The organism is Klebsiella sp. 64, from assembly GCF_018223915.1.
In the GTDB taxonomy this organism is placed as follows: domain Bacteria; phylum Pseudomonadota; class Gammaproteobacteria; order Enterobacterales; family Enterobacteriaceae; genus Klebsiella; species Klebsiella pneumoniae.
In genome coordinates this window covers 58503-77642 of record NZ_JAGRQZ010000026.1, presented here as the reverse complement: position 1 = coordinate 77642, position 19140 = coordinate 58503, and the positions used below count along the sequence as shown (strand labels likewise).

20 protein-coding genes are annotated in these 19140 nt (G+C 53.0%); 8 read left to right on the top strand and 12 right to left on the bottom strand.

Annotated elements, in window-relative coordinates:
* Positions 1-27: 27 nt before the first annotated feature.
* On the bottom strand, positions 28-774 hold the full coding sequence (tonB, locus tag KHQ23_RS18355; RefSeq protein WP_032434745.1) for a TonB system transport protein TonB: 747 nt from the start codon (positions 772-774) through the stop codon (positions 28-30).
* 210 nt (positions 775-984) lie between these two features.
* Between tonB and KHQ23_RS18350 the strand changes: the two genes are divergently transcribed.
* The 3 genes from KHQ23_RS18350 to KHQ23_RS18340 all read left to right on the top strand — a co-directional run bounded on the left by KHQ23_RS18350 (position 985) and on the right by KHQ23_RS18340 (position 2610).
* Positions 985-1281 carry a YciI family protein gene (locus KHQ23_RS18350; RefSeq protein ID WP_002910042.1) on the top strand — a complete coding sequence of 99 codons (297 nt, stop codon included), beginning with the start codon at positions 985-987 and terminating at the stop codon, positions 1279-1281.
* Between the two features lie 113 nt (positions 1282-1394).
* Positions 1395-1535, top strand: a complete 141-nt coding sequence (locus KHQ23_RS18345; RefSeq protein WP_014343182.1) for a hypothetical protein — start codon at positions 1395-1397, stop codon at positions 1533-1535.
* A 427-nt stretch (positions 1536-1962) separates the two neighbouring features.
* Positions 1963-2610, top strand: a complete 648-nt coding sequence (locus KHQ23_RS18340; RefSeq protein ID WP_004175590.1) for a YceI family protein — start codon at positions 1963-1965, stop codon at positions 2608-2610.
* A gap of 485 nt (positions 2611-3095) precedes the next feature.
* Here KHQ23_RS18340 and KHQ23_RS18335 read toward each other — a convergent pair whose 3' ends face one another.
* On the bottom strand, positions 3096-3269 hold the full coding sequence (locus KHQ23_RS18335) for a YciY family protein (RefSeq protein ID WP_004194006.1): 174 nt from the start codon (positions 3267-3269) through the stop codon (positions 3096-3098).
* A 143-nt stretch (positions 3270-3412) separates the two neighbouring features.
* Between KHQ23_RS18335 and cls the strand changes: the two genes are divergently transcribed.
* Both cls and KHQ23_RS18325 read left to right on the top strand, forming a co-directional pair.
* Entirely contained in the window at positions 3413-4873 is a 1461-nt protein-coding gene (gene cls, locus KHQ23_RS18330) for a cardiolipin synthase (protein WP_002910077.1), read from the top strand.
* 34 nt (positions 4874-4907) lie between these two features.
* Complete coding sequence (locus tag KHQ23_RS18325; protein WP_002910079.1) at positions 4908-5237, top strand: HI1450 family dsDNA-mimic protein; 330 nt, start codon at positions 4908-4910, stop codon at positions 5235-5237.
* A gap of 63 nt (positions 5238-5300) precedes the next feature.
* Here KHQ23_RS18325 and KHQ23_RS18320 read toward each other — a convergent pair whose 3' ends face one another.
* The 8 genes from KHQ23_RS18320 to KHQ23_RS18285 form a co-directional block, all read right to left on the bottom strand.
* Positions 5301-6128 carry an ion transporter gene (locus KHQ23_RS18320; protein WP_002910080.1) on the bottom strand — a complete coding sequence of 276 codons (828 nt, stop codon included), beginning with the start codon at positions 6126-6128 and terminating at the stop codon, positions 5301-5303.
* A 53-nt stretch (positions 6129-6181) separates the two neighbouring features.
* The gene (gene oppF / locus KHQ23_RS18315) at positions 6182-7186 is read right to left on the bottom strand and encodes a murein tripeptide/oligopeptide ABC transporter ATP-binding protein OppF (RefSeq protein ID WP_002910083.1); all 1005 of its coding nucleotides are present in this window, start codon (positions 7184-7186) and stop codon (positions 6182-6184) included.
* Positions 7183-8196 (bottom strand): ABC transporter ATP-binding protein, encoded by a 1014-nt coding sequence (locus tag KHQ23_RS18310; RefSeq protein ID WP_004151853.1) that lies wholly within the window; start codon positions 8194-8196, stop codon positions 7183-7185. Before KHQ23_RS18310 ends, oppF begins: the two co-directional genes overlap by 4 nt.
* Before the next feature lie 11 nt (positions 8197-8207).
* Positions 8208-9116, bottom strand: coding sequence for an oligopeptide ABC transporter permease OppC (oppC, locus tag KHQ23_RS18305; protein ID WP_004145396.1), 909 nt, complete (start codon positions 9114-9116; stop codon positions 8208-8210).
* Between the two features lie 14 nt (positions 9117-9130).
* Positions 9131-10051 (bottom strand): oligopeptide ABC transporter permease OppB, encoded by a 921-nt coding sequence (gene oppB / locus KHQ23_RS18300; RefSeq protein WP_032434747.1) that lies wholly within the window; start codon positions 10049-10051, stop codon positions 9131-9133.
* An 85-nt stretch (positions 10052-10136) separates the two neighbouring features.
* Positions 10137-11771, bottom strand: a complete 1635-nt coding sequence (gene oppA, locus KHQ23_RS18295; protein ID WP_004148754.1) for an oligopeptide ABC transporter substrate-binding protein OppA — start codon at positions 11769-11771, stop codon at positions 10137-10139.
* Between the two features lie 737 nt (positions 11772-12508).
* Positions 12509-13156 (bottom strand): YchE family NAAT transporter, encoded by a 648-nt coding sequence (locus KHQ23_RS18290; protein ID WP_002910095.1) that lies wholly within the window; start codon positions 13154-13156, stop codon positions 12509-12511.
* Between the two features lie 183 nt (positions 13157-13339).
* Positions 13340-13555 carry a hypothetical protein gene (locus KHQ23_RS18285; protein WP_004145398.1) on the bottom strand — a complete coding sequence of 72 codons (216 nt, stop codon included), beginning with the start codon at positions 13553-13555 and terminating at the stop codon, positions 13340-13342.
* 77 nt (positions 13556-13632) lie between these two features.
* On the opposite strand from KHQ23_RS18285, the gene adhE reads away from it, so the two are divergent.
* Positions 13633-16308, top strand: coding sequence for a bifunctional acetaldehyde-CoA/alcohol dehydrogenase (gene adhE / locus KHQ23_RS18280; protein ID WP_002910097.1), 2676 nt, complete (start codon positions 13633-13635; stop codon positions 16306-16308).
* Positions 16309-16455: 147 nt separating this feature from the next.
* Here the strand turns inward: adhE and tdk are convergent, their stop codons facing one another.
* The gene (gene tdk, locus KHQ23_RS18275; RefSeq protein ID WP_002910100.1) at positions 16456-17073 is read right to left on the bottom strand and encodes a thymidine kinase; all 618 of its coding nucleotides are present in this window, start codon (positions 17071-17073) and stop codon (positions 16456-16458) included.
* A gap of 7 nt (positions 17074-17080) precedes the next feature.
* Between tdk and KHQ23_RS18270 the strand changes: the two genes are divergently transcribed.
* Together KHQ23_RS18270 and hns are read left to right on the top strand one after the other, a co-directional pair.
* On the top strand, positions 17081-17212 hold the full coding sequence (locus KHQ23_RS18270; protein WP_032434749.1) for a hypothetical protein: 132 nt from the start codon (positions 17081-17083) through the stop codon (positions 17210-17212).
* Between the two features lie 422 nt (positions 17213-17634).
* Entirely contained in the window at positions 17635-18042 is a 408-nt protein-coding gene (hns, locus tag KHQ23_RS18265; protein WP_002910103.1) for a histone-like nucleoid-structuring protein H-NS, read from the top strand.
* 118 nt (positions 18043-18160) lie between these two features.
* On the opposite strand, the gene galU is transcribed toward hns, so the two are convergent.
* Positions 18161-19063 (bottom strand): UTP--glucose-1-phosphate uridylyltransferase GalU, encoded by a 903-nt coding sequence (gene galU / locus KHQ23_RS18260; protein WP_002910105.1) that lies wholly within the window; start codon positions 19061-19063, stop codon positions 18161-18163.
* Between the last annotated feature and the right edge of the window lie 77 nt (positions 19064-19140).

Sequence of the window (19140 nt, the reverse complement as noted above, 5' to 3'; positions counted from 1 at the left end):
ACCTTGCCGGTCCGCCGCAGCGTTTTATCAGTTAATCTCGACGCCGTTCAGGCGGAATTTGATGGTCATCGTTACGCCGGTACCCGGTCTTCCCTGCTCATAACGCCATCTGCGCATCGCGCTTTTCACCTCGCGTTCGAACATATTCGCCGGCTGAGCAGAGAGGATCTGCAGATTATCAATGCGGCCATCAGGCGAAACGTCAAACTTCACCCGTACCGTCCCTTCAATGCGCAGCGCCTGAGCGCGCGCCGGATAGGACGGCTGAACGCGGCTGATCGCCCGCGGGCCGCTCGGAGCAGTAACGGTGGGTTTAGCCGCTGCGGTCGAGGTACTTGGCGCTGTACGCGCCGGCGCCGTATTGTTGTTTTCAAACGGCGAGGCCGGACGCGGCTCTGCTGCCGGCTTCACTTCCCGCTTCGGCTGTTCAACCTTTTTCGCCGGCTTAGGCTTGGGTTTAGGTTTGGGCTTCGGCTTAGGTTCCGGTTTATGGATCACCACCGGCGCCTCTTTCGGCGGTTCAGGCGCTACCTCTGTCTCCGGCTCAGGTTCGGGTTCAACAACGGGCTCCACGACAGGCTGCGCCGCCGGAGGCGGCTCAAGATCGGCCGGCGCCACCATTGTGATCTCTATCGGCTGCGTCGGAGAAGGCTGTTCAATAACCTGATGTACCGAGGTATAAAGCAGCCCCGCCACAACGGCACCGTGGATAGCCACGGACAGCAGCGTTGGCCACGGAAAGCGGCGAGGTAAATCAAGGGTCATTGCGCTCATAGTCGTTTCTGTTGAAAAATGATGCTCCGATTTTAAATGCAAATAGCAATCATATTCAATAAGGCGTCTTAACCTGAGTCAATTTTTGCCGCCATTTGCAGAAAAAAGCTGCGTCGGCAGTGCTTTCCACTCCAGAGCGCATCTTTGCATTGCAGTCCATCGCTGTTTAACTTAACGTAATTCGCCTGATTATTGATAAGGAGCTTTGCCGTGCTTTACGTTATCTACGCTGAAGATATCGCCGATTCTCTGGAAAAGCGGCTGTCGGTTCGCCCCGCGCATCTCGCGCGTTTACAACTCTTACACGATGAAGGCCGACTGCTTACCGCCGGGCCAATGCCGGCCGTTGACAGTAACGAACCGGGCGCAGCAGGATTCAGCGGCTCAACGGTGATTGCCGAGTTTGAATCGCTGGAAGCGGCCCAGGCCTGGGCTAATGACGATCCGTATATCGCCGCCGGGGTTTACCGCCAGGTCTCTGTTAAGCCATACAAAAAGGTTTTTTGAAAAATACCCTTTCCTTTTTCTGGCTAACCACAAAAACACCCAGGTCATCAGAATGAAGGGCGCATTTTGGTACACGACATTGAAGTGTCGCCCTTTTTAACCTCGCGAAAGCGTTGACTGTTATCCGCCTGAGAAGCCTGGAAGATGAGCACGCACTTTCTCCTGCTACCCCATCATCGACCATCGCCTCGCTTTTTTCGGCAATGGAAAATGCTGACAAAACATCGACGCCACGCGTGATAGTGAATTACTAATACCTTGTGTAAGGCTGTTAAGGAGGATCGCGTTGTTATTTAGCGCTTGCATTTAATGTCAGCACATCCTGATATAGCCCTATAAATCTACAATGCAATAGAAAGAAAATAATTACTGAAAGATAGTTGCTTAACGACAGATATGAAAGCCTGAAAAAAAATATTATTGGGCATCCACTGCGGATGCCGCGGAACCGAACGTAGCCCATCTTGCTATATTCAGGACCGTAGCCGCTTGAAAGCACGTGGAAATAACCCCCTGTAGACAAAGGCTTACCTGGCAGGCATAAAGGGATATTAACTACGCTGCCAGCGTTAAGTTGCTGAGCATCATTTTTAAAGCCTATTAATTTCGTTGCGTAAACTTCACGCAGAGTGATAGTAGGGGCATCACTGCTTGATTAAAAAATTTGAAAGGGAATAACAAATGTTTTCAATAAGCCCTGTATTTTTTTGGGCTAACATTTATGTACCTGCCGATTTTGAGGATTATTGTGTGAATACCCTGAAAAAAACCGCATTGCTTTCTGTACTTGCCTTATATATTCCTGTGTCGCAAGCCGCGGCTAAGGAATACAGTCTTGATCCACAGCATACCTCGGTTGTGATCTCCTGGAACCATTTCGGCTTCTCAAACCCTACCGCCTATCTCTCTGATGTTTCAGGGAAACTGGCCTTTGATAAAGAGAATCCGGAGAAATCCTCGGTGAACGTCACGCTGCCAGTGAAAACCATTGACGCTCACGTCAAGGCGTTAACGGATGAGTTTTTAGGCAAAGAGTATTTTGATGTTAAAACGTTTCCCGACGCCACTTTCCAGAGTACCAAAGTGGAAAGCAAAGGCGACAATAAATATGATGTGGAAGGTAATTTGACCATTAAAGGCATCACCAAACCGGTGGTCCTGCATGCCGTCCTGAATAAGCAGGATATGCACCCAATGGTGAAAAAAGAGGCCATTGGATTTGATGCCACCGGGGTGATAAAACGTTCAGACTTTAAGCTTGATAAATATGTGCCGGCGGTAAGTGATAACGTCACCATCACGTTATCCACGGAAGCCTATGCAAAATAAGTAAAAGCTGGCGCAACGATTGCGTTTTATTCAGGATGCTTATTGCATGGCCTCTCTGGATAATATAACAGGCTCAGATTATTCATGGTCAGGATCGGTCGGTTCATTTAGCTTCAACGCGCTGGACCGCTTAATAACCCCCTTGCCTGTCTGAGTCTGTTTTCTCATTCCCTCAGTTCCCGCCTGGTTACCGCAGCTGGCCGGTCATATCATTAAGCATTTAACAACGCCATGCCCTTCCTGAGCGGCAATAAATGCTATCTGACGGTTAATTCCTGTCGCGCCGCAAACGACTTGGCTCTGGATCTTGTCGTCCGTCATTACAAGCCAGGCGTAGCATCTCTCTTTCACTGAGGCGGGAGCTCTGTTTTGTCGTCGCATAGCAGCATGAAAAACCATCATTGCCCTATGGAGATGTGCAACGGGAATTTAGCGCAGAGAGAAAACGACAACGGCACCGCGTACGGTGCCGTTTGCCTGCTCGCTTAGCTGTCAGGGAAGATAAACAGCAGGGCATGACGCTGCCGTTTCACCAGTCCCTTCCTGATAGCGAGGATCCGCATATTGCGGCGCGATTGGGCTTCCAGCCAGCGCGCTTTACGGCGATTCACCTGTCTCAGCATGCGCCAGCGCCCTACTTCCGTTCTACTACGCTTCATTGCAACGACTCTACGAGTGAAAACAGCCCCCATTATAAACCTCTGCCAGCAACTGACTACCGCTTTCGCTGCGTTTTTATTTGCCAGAAAAATACTGATGCGTAAACTCATCACATATCGTCATTCAAAAGGATTTTACATCTATGACAACCTTTTACACGGTGGTGAACTGGCTGGTCATTCTGGGGTACTGGCTGTTGATCGCCGGTGTAACATTACGAATTCTAATGAAACGCCGCGCTGTCCCGTCCGCCATGGCATGGTTGCTGATCATTTATATCCTGCCGCTGGTGGGGATCATCGCCTATCTCTCCTTTGGCGAGCTGCATCTCGGCAAGCGTCGGGCCGAGCGCGCCAGGGCGATGTGGCCCTCGACGGCCAAGTGGTTAAACGACCTCAAAGCCTGCAAACATATCTTCGCGGAAGATAACAGCCCGGTGGCCGAATCCCTGTTCAAGCTGTGCGAACGGCGTCAGGGCATTGGCGGCGTAAAAGGCAACCAGCTACAGCTGCTGACGGAATCTGACGACGTGATGCAGGCCCTGATCCGCGATATTCAGCTGGCCCGTCACAACATAGAGATGGTCTTTTATATCTGGCAGCCCGGCGGCATGGCCGACAGCGTCGCTGAATCGCTGATGGCCGCCGCTCGCCGCGGGGTTCACTGTCGGCTAATGCTCGACTCCGCGGGCAGCGTGGCCTTTTTCCGCAGCCCATGGGCGGCGATGATGCGTAACGCCGGTATTGAAGTCGTCGAAGCTCTTAAGGTTAACCTGATGCGCGTATTCCTGCGCCGGATGGACCTGCGTCAGCATCGTAAAATGGTGATGATCGATAACTATATCGCCTACACCGGCAGCATGAATATGGTCGATCCGCGCTACTTTAAACAGGACTCAGGAGTCGGACAGTGGATTGATCTAATGGCGCGAATGGAAGGCCCGGTGGCGACCTCGATGGGCATCGTCTACTCCTGCGACTGGGAAATAGAGACCGGCAAGCGCATTCTGCCGCCGCCGCCGGACGTCAATATCATGCCGTTCGAAGAGGCCAGCGGACATACTATTCACACGATCGCCTCCGGACCGGGCTTTCCGGAAGATCTGATTCATCAGGCTCTCCTCACCGCCGCCTATGCGGCGAAAGAGCATCTGATCATGACCACCCCCTACTTCGTACCCAGCGACGACCTGCTGCATGCGATCTGTACCGCCGCCCAGCGCGGCGTTGACGTGAGCATTATTTTACCGCGCAAGAACGATTCGCTGCTGGTAGGCTGGGCCAGCCGGGCCTTCTTCACCGAGCTGCTGGCGGCCGGGGTCAAAATCTATCAGTTTGAGGGCGGACTGTTGCATACCAAGAGCGTGCTGGTCGATGGCGAGCTAAGTCTGGTGGGGACCGTCAACCTGGATATGCGCAGCCTGTGGCTCAACTTCGAGATTACCCTGGTCATCGATGACGCCGGTTTCGGCAGCGATCTGGCGGCGGTTCAGGATGATTATATCTCGCGCTCGCGCCTGCTGGATGCCCGTCTCTGGTTAAAACGTCCGCTGTGGCAGCGGATCGCCGAGCGACTGTTTTACTTCTTCAGCCCGTTGCTGTAAAACGTGCCCATCAGATACCGAATGAGTAGCAATCATGGATATGGATTTAAACAACCGCCTGACCGAAGACGAAACGCTCGAGCAGGCTTACGATATCTTCCTCGAACTGGCGGCCGACAATCTCGACCCGGCGGACATCATTCTGTTTAACCTGCAGTTTGAGGAGCGCGGCGGCGCCGAACTGTTCGACCCTTCGGCAGACTGGGAAGAGCATGTGGATTACGATCTCAACCCGGATTTCTTCGCCGAAGTGGTGATTGGTCTGGCGGATACCGACGGCGGGGAAATCAATGATATCTTCGCCCGCGTTCTGCTGTGCCGCGAGAAAGATCATAAGCTGTGCCATATTCTGTGGCGTGAATAACCTTTAACATCCAGTAAAAAGCCTGCCGCGGTACTCCCGGCAGGCTTTTTTTACGTCGCCAGCTTACTTCGGCAAGGCATGACCGCAGGCATGGCAGAAACGGGCGTTATCGTCATGGTCGCCCTGCTGACACTGCGGACACAGGCGCTGCTGTCGTCGACGATTCAGGGCGCTGGTCATATGCGTGGTGATAAGTCCGGTCGGTATGGCAATAATGGAGTAGCCGATCAGGATAAGAATGGAGGCCAGGATGCGACCCAACGGCGTGTGCGGCGTGATGTCTCCGTAGCCGACGGTGGTGATGGTCACGATGGCCCAATAGACCGAGGCGTTAAGCGTGGTAAAGCCGTATTCCGGCCCCTCAATCAGATACATTAACGAGCCGAAAATCACCATCACAATGGCGATAAACGAATAAAACAGGATCAGCTGATGGCGCGCGCTGACAATCGCTCGCCAGAACACGTTGAGCGAAGGCATAAAGCGCAGTAGTTTGAGAATACGCAGCGCGCGGATCGCCCGCATTGCCCGCCAGGCGAATACATAATTGAGGCTAATTTCCGGCCATAGCCACATCACATACAGCGGTAAAATCGTCGCCAGGTCAATCAGCCCCCAAAAGCTGAAAATATAGTGGAGCGGATTGGGCCAGGTAGCGATACGCAGCAGGTATTCCAGGGTAAAGACCGCGGTCACCAGCAGCTCCAGCCAGACGAAAATATGCCATTCATCTAATGTCAGGTGATATTGCGTGCCCAGTCCCGACTCGATAAATATCACCAGTACGCTGAGCAGGGCGAAAAGTCCGCACAGCCCTTCAAAGCGGCGGCCGGAACGTCGGTTCTGATCGAAAAGTAAATGATAAAGCCGCAGACGAGCGGCAGAAAGCATACCCACTTCGTTAACCTCGCAAAAAAAAGGCTGACCTGCGTCAGCCCCTGAGATTATAACGGGTCTACCTTAAGGCAGGAAACCGCATGGCGGAAACTGCCTTCCAGCACCGGGCGGGTTTTGGCGCACTCCGGTCCGGCAAGCGGACAGCGAGTGCGGAATACGCAACCTGAGGGCGGATTAATCGGCGAGGGTAATTCGCCTTCCAGCAGTTGGATAGTTTTCGTTTTCTCGAGATCAGGATCGGGGATCGGCACCGCCGACATCAGCGCTTTGGTATAGGGATGTAGCGGATTATGGTACACCTCGTCGTAAGTCCCCAGCTCCACCGCATGGCCCAGATACATTACCAGAACCCGATCGGAGATATGCTTAACCACCGCCAGATCGTGAGCGATAAATATCAGCGATAGCCCCATCTCACGCTGCAGTTGCTGCAGCAGGTTGACGACCTGCGCCTGAATCGACACGTCAAGCGCGGAGACCGGCTCATCGCAGATAATCAGCTTTGGCTCAAGGATCAGCGCCCGCGCGATGCCGATACGCTGACACTGACCGCCGGAGAACTCGTGCGGATAGCGGTTGATCAGGTTGGGCAGCAATCCAACTTTCATCATCATCGCTTTGACGCGATCGCGCACTTCCTGACGGGGCATCTTCGGATGATAGGTACGCAGCGGTTCGGCGATAATTTCTCCGATGGTCATGCGCGGGTTCAGCGAGGCCAGCGGATCCTGGAAGATCATCTGGATATCGCTGCGCACGTCGCGCCACTCTTCCTGCTTCATGCCCAGCAGATCTTTACCCAGCCAGGCCACTTTGCCATCGGTCGCTTTCACCAGACCAATAATGGCGCGGGCGAAGGTCGATTTGCCGCAGCCCGACTCCCCTACCACACCGAGGGTTTCACCCTCGTAAAGGCGCAGCGTCACGCCATCCACCGCTTTCAGCGTTTTCGACGGCTGCCAGAACCACTGCTTGCCATCTTTGATATCGAAGTGCACCTTCAGGTCGGCAATTTCGAGCAGGACTTTTCGTTGTTCAGTTACGGCGTTCATAGCAGATCCCCCACCGGTTTAAAGCAGGCGCGCAGGCGGCCTGGCGCGAACGATTCCAGCGGCGGCGCGCTGCTGCACTGCTCCATGGCATGCGGGCAACGCGGCTGGAATGGACAGCCTTTTGGCAATCGCAGCAGGTTCGGTGGGTTGCCGGGAATGGTCAACAACGCATCGCCTTCCGCATCCAGACGTGGAACCGCATTCAACAGCCCAATAGAGTATGGGTGCGACGGTTGATAGAAGACATCGCGCGCCTGACCGTACTCCATGGTGCGCCCGGCGTACATCACCAGCACTTTATCGCAGATACCTGCCACCACCCCAAGGTCGTGGGTGATCATGATAATGGCCGTGTTGAATTCGCGTTTAAGCTCATTCAACAGCGTCATGATCTGCGCCTGCACGGTAACGTCCAGGGCAGTGGTCGGTTCATCCGCAATCAGCAGCCGGGGCCGGCACAGCAGCGCCATGGCAATCATCACGCGCTGACGCATGCCCCCGGAGAACTCGTGCGGGAACATTTTCATGCGCTTACGCGCTTCCGGCATTTTTACCGCGTCGAGCATCTTCACCGACTCTTCAAACGCTTCGGCTTTACTCAGCCCTTTATGCAGCATCAGGACTTCCATTAACTGCTCGCCCACCCGCATATAGGGGTTAAGAGAGGTCATCGGATCCTGGAAAATCATTGAGATTTGTTCAGCGCGCAGTTTGTTCAGCTCACGCTCGGGCAAATTGAGGATTTGCCGACCGTTAAAGGTGGCGGAACCCCCGATGCGACCGTTGGCCGCCAGCAGTCCCATCAGGGCGAAGGCGGTTTGCGATTTACCGGAGCCGGATTCGCCCACAATGCCGAGCGTCTCGCCCGCCTGCAGGGTGAAGTTCAGATCATTGACGGCGGTGACGTCGCCATCCGGCGTTTTAAAGGTGACGCGAAGATCTTTCACGTCCAGCAGTAGTCCGCTGTGGCTCTGCGCTTGCGGCGCTTTTGCCGTTTCAATCATGGTCATGGCAGCGCTCCTTAGCGGTCTTTCGGGTCGAGGGCATCACGCAGACCATCGCCGATAAAGTTGAAACAGAACAGGGTCACCACCAGGAAACCCGCCGGGAACAACAGTAGCCAGGGCGAAACTTCCATTGAGTTGGCGCCATCGCTGAGCAATGCCCCCCAGCTGCTGAGCGGCTCCTGCGTCCCCAGTCCCAGGAAACTGAGGAAGGATTCGAAGAGGATCATGCTGGGGACCAGCAGCGAGGCATACACCACCACCACCCCCAGCACGTTGGGGACGATATGGCGCAGCACGATGCTCGCCGTCGAGACCCCGCCGACCTGCGCGGCTTCGATAAACTCTTTGCGCTTCAGGCTCAGCGTCTGCCCGCGCACGATACGCGCCATATCCAGCCAGGACACCATGCCAATGGCGACAAAGATCAGCAGGATATTCTGACCAAAAAAGGTCACCAGCAGGATGACGAAGAACATAAACGGGAAGGAGTTGAGGATCTCCAGCAGACGCATCATCACCGAATCCACTTTGCCGCCGAGATAACCGGAGAGCGAACCGTACAGCGTGCCGAGGATCACCGCCACCAGCGCCGCCGCCACCCCGACCATCAGCGAAATGCGCCCGCCGATCGCTACGCGCACCAGCAGATCGCGCCCGGAGGAGTCGGTTCCGAAGTAGTGGCCGGAGGCCATATCCGGGGCATTGGACATCATGCCCCAGTCGGTATCGAAGTAGGAGAACGACGATACCATCGGCGCGAAGGTAACGAACAGCGCAATAAGCACCAGCATAATCAGGCTGGTCACCGCGGCGCGGTTATGCATAAAGCGGCGACGCGCGTCCTGCCAGAGGCTACGCCCCTCCACTTCCAGCTTCTCACTGAAGTTTTCCAGCGCCTCGCTATTTTTCTTACTTAACATCATGGCGAACTCCGGCTTCAGTAGCGAATCTTCGGATCGATAACGGCGTACAGCACGTCAACGATGGCGTTGAACAGGATAGTCAGGGCGCCAACGAGGATCGTCAGGCTGAGCACCAGCGAGTAGTCGCGGTTAAGCGCCCCGTTAACGAACAGCTGGCCGATCCCCGGCAGGCCGTAAATGGTTTCAATGACCATTGAGCCGGTGATGATGCCCACGAAAGCTGGCCCCATATAGGAGAGCACCGGCAGCAGCGCCGGCTTCAGCGCATGGCGCAGAATAATGCGACGCATCGGCAGCCCCTTCGCCCGCGCGGTGCGGATAAAGTTAGAGTGCAGCACTTCAATCATTGAGCCGCGAGTAATACGCGCGATGCTGGCGATATAGGCCAGGGAAAGCGCCACCATCGGCAGGATCATAAATTTCAGCGCCCCGCCGTTCCAGCCGCCGCCCGGCAGCCAGTGCAGGGTAATGGCAAAGATCATCACCAGCAGCGGCGCGACCACAAAGCTCGGAATAACCACGCCGGTCATGGCTACCCCCATCACCGCGTAGTCCCAGAGGGTATTTTGCTTCAGGGCGGCTATCACCCCGGCGGCAACGCCGATCACCACCGCCAGTAAAAAGGCGGCGAAGCCCAGTTTCGCTGAAACCGGGAAGCTGGCGGCCACCAGATCGTTGACGGAATAATCTTTGTATTTAAAAGAGGGACCAAAATCGCCATGCGCCAGCTGCTTCAGATAATTGAAGTACTGCGTCATGATAGGGTCGTTTAAATGGTATTTTGCTTCAATATTCGCCATGACTTCCGGCGGTAGCGTGCGTTCCCCGGTAAAAGGACTTCCCGGCGCCAGACGCATCATGAAGAATGAGATGGTGATAAGAATAAATAGCGTCGGAATCGCTTCCAGACAGCGACGTAAGATAAATTTTAACATTGCCCGTACCTTCTGGCGTGTGCCTTTGCACTGCTCTCAAATAAGACACGATGGAGCGAGCCGAGACCCGCTCCACGTATTGCCATTAATGTTTGATAACGTAGAGGTCTTTGGTATAGACGTTATCCATCGGGTCTTTACCGGTATAGCCACCGACCCATGGTTTCACCAGGCGGGCGTTAACGTAGTAATAGACCGGTACGATCGCGCTGTCTTTGTCCAGCTGCTGCTCTGCTTTCGCATAGGCCGCCGTGCGCTGCGCTTCATCGGATGCTTTTACGGATTCAGCCATAATCTTGTCGAACGCCGGGCTCTTATAGTGCGCGGTGTTCATTGAACTGTCAGAGAGCATGGTGTTCAGGAAAGAGGTTGGCTCGTTATAGTCGGCGCACCAGCCCGCACGCGCCACGTCATAGGTGCCCTGATGACGGGTATCGAGGAACGTTTTCCACTCCTGGTTGACCAGCTTCACGTCAATGCCCAGGTTTTTACGCCACAGCGAGGCGGCGGCAATCGCCAGCTTCTTGTGCAAATCAGAGGTGTTATACAGCAGGTTGAAGGTCAACGGTTTATCGGCGCTATAGCCGGCTTCGGCCAGCAGTTTCTTCGCTTCTTCGTTGCGTTTTTCCTGCGACCAGGTAAACCATTCCGGCTCGCTCAGCTTCGCGCCATCGGTATACGGTGGGGTGTAGCCGTAGGCCGGCAGATCGCCCTGTCCTTTCACCTTATTAGCAATAATATCGCGATCCAGACCCAGCTTCAGCGCGGTACGCACGCGCACGTCGGTGAACGGGGCCTTCTGGTTGTTGATTTCGTAATAATAGGTACACAGATAGGGGTCAACGTGCAGCTCGTTGGGGATCTCTTTTTTCAGCTTCTGGAAGAGTTCGATCGGCAGCTGGTTATAAGTCATGTCCAGTTCACCGCTGCGGTAGCGGTTAACATAGGTCACTTCGGAAGAGGTCGGCAGCCAGGTAACGGTGTTAATGACGGTTTTAGCATTATCCCAATAGTGCGGGTTACGCTCCATCACGATCCGCTCGTTGACCACCCAGTCTTTCAGAGTATACGCGCCGTTGGTAACGATATTGCCAGGCTGCGTCCACTTTTCGCCAAATTTTTCGATGGCCGGTTTGTAGACGGGAGACATCGCCGGGTTAACCAGCAGTTTATAAAAATAGGGTACCGGTTCGCTGAGGGTGACTTCCAGCGTGTGGTCGTCAATGGCTTTTACGCCCAGCTCGCTCGGCGCTTTTTTGCCGTCAATGATTTCGTCGACGTTAACGATATGACCATATTGCGGATAGCTGGCATAAGGAGACGCGGTTTTCGGATCCACCAGACGCTGCCAGCTGTATACGAAGTCCTGGGCGGTAACCGGCTCGCCGTTAGACCATTTTGCATCTTTACGCAGATGGAAGGTCCAGACTTTAAAATCTTTATTATCCCAGCTCTCCGCCACGCCAGGGATCGGGTGGCCATCTTTCGGCGAAGTATTCAGCAAACCTTCGAACAGGTCGCGGCTAATATTGGCCTCTGGCACCCCTTCGATTTTATTTGGGTCCAGCGATTGCGGCTCGGCGCCGCTATTACGTACCAGGGTTTGCTTCTCTGCCAGCTGCACACCAGCCGGGACATCCGCTGCCATTGCCATATTGCCGGCGATCAGTGCGGATAGCACTCCCGCGGCGATTAAACGCTTTTTAGTGATGATGGTCATTGTGTTGTAACTCCAGTCATTATAATTACTGGTTTTTTAACCAGCCTGTTTTTCCCGTTTTCGGGTTCTGTCCAACGCAGGAGTATGCGATTGGCAGATTGCTATCACCGACTTATTTATTACGACCGCTCGAACGGCAGTCTTAACGTCGATTCGTTGCCCTCGCTGGAGGGTCGTTCTGGCGAAATGAGTTAATTAAAAATAATTCTCATTTGCGTACATAATTCAGCAGACGATAACGGCGGAAAGTACCAAAAGGTAAACACCTCCGCCAATGCAATTTGCAAATATGTTACCGAATTCTCTTTTATTGCCGGTTTTGCCAGCGTGACAAGCGTTTGCCATAAAACGTCGATGTAAAAATATTATTATTTATCAGAGCATTACGATAATTTCATCAGCCGACATTCTGAGCAGCGACCACAAGATGGTTTTTTGTACAAAAATTTAACAATAGATTACTTTTTAGCACATTCATCTGCCGCCTTGTTAAAATTACTAATATCATTTCGATGATCCGACAGCAAGTACCAGAGAATGATGTGAAGAAAATAACATCACAGGAGTGGGAGGCGTGAGGAGAATGTTAAGAGAAATATTTCATATCTTAATGAAAAATATGAAATTAATAGCGATATCGCAAAATATTATCCCTACCGCCAGTTCCGCGCTGGCTAATAGGTTTTGCTAATAATCGCGCAGGCGTGAAGCGAGACTCCCCGCCTGCTGGCGACGAACTAACTCAGCAGCCCTGGGAAAAGCGCTTTAATCCCGGTCACAATAAACTCAATGCCGAGGGCCATCAGCAACAGGCCCATAATACGGGTGATGACGTTGATTCCCGTCTGCCCCAGCAAACGGACCAGCCACGGCGCCATACGGAAAATCCCCCAGCAGCAGAGGGCAAATACCGCTATCGCCAGTGAGAACCCGACCAGATGCACCCAGGAGTGGTACCGGGTCCCCCAGACGATAGTTGAACTGATTGCCCCTGGCCCGGCCATTAATGGTAGCGCGAGAGGAACGACGCCGATGCTCTCCCGGACCGCCGTCTCCGACTTTTCCTGCTTGTTCTGCTTATCTTCGCCGAGCTTACCGCTGATCATCGACATCGCGATGGTCACCACCAGGATGCCGCCGGCGATACGGAAGGAGTCAATGGAGATACCGAAAATCTGCAGAATGCCATCGCCGAGGAACAGCGACGTCAGGAGGATGATCGCCACCGACAGGTTGGCGGTGAGGTTGGTCTTATTACGCACCGCAGCCGGCTGATAGCTGGTCATACTGATGAATACCGGAATAATGCCAACCGGGTTAACCAGGGCAAATAAGCCGATGAAAAACTTGAAATATGCAGAAAAATCGAACAGTGATTGAGTCACATTGGGCTCCGCAGCATCATCAAAATTGGCGGTTGACTGTTAACAGCATAAAATAACTGCGCGAAACATACGCTTTTTACCTGCAATATTCATTATAAATATGCATAACCCGGTGATATGTATCGAATGTTAGCCATTTGTATATTTAATGCTAATCGTTTTTTTAATTTCAAAACCCTCCCATCACACTTGATCGAACCGGTCAAAAAGCAGCCAGCTGAAAGGTATCAGCAGCGACAATACTTGATCTAAATCACGTAATTTGTACTCAGAAGTGAGTAATCTTGATGACACCAACAGAGTGGAAGGCAGCAGTACCTGAAAGCGAAAGAGATAAAGCTTTTTTAGTAAATCGGTGAAACAGCGCCCTGATTTTTCTACATAAACATTTACATGCAAGCTGTTAACGGCCTGTCTATAATGTCGAATCGAGCGACTGATTTACTAAAAAAGTTTAACATTATCAGGAGAGCATTATGGCTGTTACTAATATCGCTGAACTGAACGCGCTTGTTGAGCGTGTCAAGAAAGCCCAGCGTGAATATGCCAGTTTCACTCAAGAACAAGTCGACAAAATCTTCCGCGCCGCCGCTCTGGCCGCTGCAGATGCTCGAATCCCTCTCGCCAAAATGGCCGTAGCCGAATCCGGCATGGGCATCGTTGAAGACAAAGTGATCAAAAACCACTTTGCTTCCGAATACATTTACAACGCTTATAAAGACGAAAAAACCTGTGGCGTTCTGTCAGAAGACGACACCTTTGGCACCATCACTATCGCTGAGCCTATCGGCATCATCTGCGGTATCGTACCGACCACTAACCCGACTTCAACAGCCATTTTCAAATCGCTCATCAGTCTGAAAACGCGTAACGCCATCATTTTCTCTCCGCACCCGCGTGCAAAAGAAGCCACCAACAAAGCGGCTGATATCGTGCTGCAGGCTGCCATCGCGGCCGGCGCGCCGAAGGACCTGATTGGCTGGATCGATCAGCCGTCTGTAGAACTGTCTAACGCGCTGATGCATCACCCGGACATCAACCTGATCCTGGCGACCGGTGGTCCAGGCATGGTGAAAGCAGCATACAGCTCCGGTAAACCTGCTATCGGCGTCGGCGCCGGTAACACCCCGGTAGTCATTGATGAAACCGCCGACATCAAACGTGCCGTAGCGTCCGTACTGATGTCTAAAACCTTCGATAACGGCGTGATCTGTGCTTCTGAGCAGTCCGTTGTGGTGGTTGATTCAGTCTATGACGCGGTTCGCGAACGTTTCGCCAGCCACGGCGGCTACCTGCTGCAGGGTAAAGAGCTGAAAGCCGTTCAGGACATTATCCTGAAAAATGGCGCGCTGAACGCGGCTATCGTTGGTCAGCCAGCGGCCAAAATCGCTGAACTGGCAGGCTTCACCGTGCCGGCCACCACCAAAATTCTGATTGGTGAAGTGACCAACGTTGACGAGAGCGAGCCGTTTGCTCACGAAAAACTGTCTCCGACGCTGGCTATGTACCGTGCAAAAGATTTCGAAGACGCGGTAGCCAAAGCAGAAAAACTGGTCGCCATGGGCGGTATCGGCCACACCTCTTGCCTGTACACCGACCAGGACAACCAGCCGGCTCGCGTGGCTTACTTCGGCCAAATGATGAAAACCGCGCGTATCCTGATCAACACCCCGGCTTCTCAGGGTGGTATCGGTGACCTGTACAACTTCAAACTCGCGCCTTCCCTGACTCTGGGTTGTGGTTCCTGGGGTGGTAACTCCATCTCTGAAAACGTTGGTCCGAAACACCTGATCAACAAGAAAACCGTTGCTAAGCGAGCTGAAAACATGTTGTGGCACAAACTTCCGAAATCTATCTACTTCCGTCGTGGCTCCCTGCCAATCGCACTGGATGAAGTGATTACCGATGGTCACAAACGCGCGCTGATCGTGACTGACCGCTTCCTGTTCAACAACGGCTATGCCGATCAGATCACTTCCGTACTGAAAGCTGCGGGTGTTGAGACGGAAGTCTTCTTCGAAGTTGAAGCTGACCCGACGCTGACCATCGTACGTAAAGGTGCCGACCTGGCGAACTCCTTTAAACCAGACGTGATCATCGCCCTGGGCGGCGGTTCCCCGATGGATGCGGCGAAAATCATGTGGGTTATGTACGAACATCCGGAAACCCACTTCGAAGAACTGGCGCTGCGCTTTATGGATATCCGTAAACGTATCTACAAGTTCCCGAAAATGGGCGTCAAAGCCAAGATGGTGGCGATCACTACCACTTCCGGTACCGGTTCTGAAGTTACGCCGTTCGCCGTGGTGACCGATGACGCGACCGGTCAGAAATACCCGCTGGCAGACTATGCGCTGACCCCGGATATGGCCATTGTCGATGCCAACCTGGTGATGGATATGCCGAAATCGCTGTGTGCGTTCGGTGGTCTGGATGCGGTGACTCACGCCCTGGAAGCTTACGTTTCCGTACTGGCTTCTGAGTTCTCTGACGGCCAGGCGCTGCAGGCGCTGAAACTGCTGAAAGAGTACCTGCCGGCTTCCTATCACGAAGGTTCCAAGAACCCGGTTGCCCGTGAGCGCGTACACAGTGCCGCGACTATCGCCGGTATCGCGTTCGCTAACGCCTTCCTCGGCGTGTGTCACTCGATGGCGCACAAACTGGGTTCCCAGTTCCATATTCCGCACGGTCTGGCCAACGCCCTGCTGATCTGCAACGTTATCCGCTATAACGCGAATGACAACCCGACCAAGCAGACCGCGTTCAGCCAGTACGACCGTCCGCAGGCTCGTCGTCGTTACGCTGAAATCGCCGATCACCTGGGCCTCTCCGCACCAGGCGACCGCACCGCAGCGAAAATCGAGAAACTGCTGGCATGGCTGGAAAGCATTAAAGCTGAGCTGGGTATTCCGAAATCTATCCGCGAAGCTGGCGTTCAGGAAGCTGACTTCCTGGCCCACGTTGATAAACTGTCTGAAGATGCATTCGATGACCAGTGCACCGGCGCTAACCCGCGCTACCCGCTGATCTCCGAACTGAAACAGATCCTGCTGGATACCTACTACGGCCGCGAATTCGTCGAAGGCGAAGCCGGTGCGAAAGCCGAAGTTGCTCCGGTAAAGGCTGAGAAAAAAGCGAAAAAATCCGCTTAACCAACAGCGATAGCATCGCGACAAGCCCCGTCACCTGACGGGGCTTTTTTTATCCCCGCTATCAGCCATTCTTTATCGCCAGCTACGCCAACCTATAGCAGACATTAAAAAGGCGCCCACAGGCGCCTGTACGAGCTTCTGAGGGTATCAGCAGGGACGGTGCTGGTTTTGTACCTTGGTTAACGAACCGACGCTCAGCGCCTCTTTATAATGCTTACGGCAGACCGATACGTACCGCTCATTACCGCCGATGACGACCTGCTCACCCTCATTATAAGGACGCCCCTCCTGATCGAGGCGCAATACCATGCTGGCCTTGCGGCCGCAGAAGCAGATCGTTTTCAGCTCAACCAGCTTATCTGACCAGGCCAGTAAATACTGGCTGCCGGTAAAGAGCTCACCGCGAAAGTCCGTCCGCAACCCATAGCAAAGCACCGGAATATCCAGCGTATCGACAACTTCGGACAGCTCATGAACCTGTTCACGCGTCAGAAACTGGCTTTCATCCACCAGCACGCAGTGAATCGGCTTTAGCTGGTGCTCCGCCGCAATATCGTCAAATAACGAGGTCTGTGGATTATACAATCGGGCCGGCGAGGAGAGCCCGATACGCGAACTGACTTTTCCGGCGCCAAAGCGGTCATCAATCTCAGCGGTATAAACGACGGTACGCATCCCCCGCTCCTGGTAATTGTACGAAGATTGCAACAGAGCGGTCGACTTACCTGCATTCATTGCAGAGTAGTAGAAATAAAGTTGTGCCATCGGCTGCGTGACCCCAATCAAAGTGTTTTATCGCGGCGACGATTGTACCATATTTTATGCGCACAGCCGCGCTTTCAGCAGGGGTATTGTCGCGAAGCTGAAGGGCCTGCAAACCGAAAGGATTAAGATGATGAATTGAATTTTCAGGGCCACTATTTGTACGCCCCGTTACGCTACTGGCGCGGTAACCATTGTCTTTTCGTGCTTATAGACCGGTTGCCCATGGGCTATAAGCAGGGCTGCCGGTTGTTTTATATTAAGCCTTGTAACCAAAAATGCGCTAATACTGACGAGGGTTATTTACCCATGTAAAGGATCATTTCTCTCACTGAACCTCTCAAAAAGCATACCGTCTCAATGTTTTAGCTTGCCTTCGCCTCATCGCTATAAGCGATGAAAGATGTGAAGCGGCACGGGAATTTTAACTTAAATTAATTAATTCTCGCGACAAATAACCAGTAATTTTGAATTCCTTACATTCCCCCCTATTGCACAACGCATTTTATCGCTCTATTATTAGTTCAACAAACCACCCCACAATATAAGTTTGAGATTACTACAATGAGCGAAGCACTTAAAATTTTGAACAACATCCGTACTCTTCGTGCGCAGGCAAGAGAATGCACCCTGGAAACGCTCGAAGAAATGCTGGAAAAATTAGAAGTCGTCGTTAACGAGCGCCGTGAAGAAGAAAACGCTGCCGCGGCAGAAATTGAAGAGCGTACGCGTAAGCTGCAGCAATACCGTGAAATGCTGATTGCTGACGGTATTGATCCGAATGAACTGCTGAGCACCATGGCTGCCGTTAAAGCCGGTACCAAAACCAAGCGTGCTGCACGTCCGGCTAAATATAGCTATGTTGACGAAAATGGTGAAACCAAAACCTGGACCGGTCAGGGCCGTACCCCGGCTGTGATCAAAAAAGCAATGGATGAGCAAGGTAAATCACTGGACGATTTCCTGATCTAATCTCCGTTGATCGCTATAAAAAATCCCGCTGCGGCGGGATTTTTTTTGCCCTCAGGGCCGATATAAAAAAACCGGGAGTCCCAGATGCGCTCCCGGTTTGTACTTTCAACCGCGCGGATTACTTCGCTACCGCCGTTTCCAGCCAGGCTTTAAAATCGTCGCCCAGCGTTTTGTGACGAATACCATATTCGACAAACGCCTGCATGTAGCCAAGCTTATTACCGCAGTCATGGCTCTTGCCTTTCATATGATAAGCTTCAACCGTTTCTTTCTCGATCAGCATATCAATGGCGTCAGTCAGCTGAATTTCATCACCAGCGCCCGGAGGGGTTTTCGCCAGCAGCGGCCAGATATCGGCGCTGAGGACATAACGCCCCACCACCGCCAGGTTGGACGGCGCAACGTCAGCTTTTGGCTTCTCAACCACGCCCACCATTGGTACGCTTTCGCCCGGCTTCAGGGATTCGCCTTTGCAGTCAACCACGCCATAAGCGGTTACGTCTTCGACAGGTTCAACCATAATCTGGCTGGCGCCAGTCTCATCGAAGCGAGAGATCATCTCAGCGAGGTTATCGCGGCTCAGATCGGATTCATATTCATCCAGAATAACGTCTGGCAGAATAACCGCGACCGGCTCATCTCCCACTACCGGATGGGCGCACAGCACCGCGTGACCCAGACCTTTCGCCAGGCCCTGACGAACTTGCATAATAGTCACGTGCGGCGGGCAAATAGACTGCACTTCTTCCAGCAGCTGGCGTTTTACACGTTTTTCCAGCATCGCTTCCAGCTCAAAACTGGTATCGAAATGGTTTTCGATAGAGTTTTTCGACGAGTGCGTTACCAGAACAATTTCAGTAATTCCTGCAGCGATACATTCATTAACAACGTACTGAATTAACGGCTTATCTACCAGCGGCAGCATTTCTTTTGGAATCGCTTTGGTGGCCGGCAGCATCCTGGTGCCTAATCCCGCAACCGGGATAACCGCTTTTCTGACTTTAGAATTAAGGGCAGCCATTGAAATCTCCTGGACTGTTTGTTTTTTAAACTTCTCGTTACAAATAACGTGTCGAGTATATCAGTCAACCGCGTATT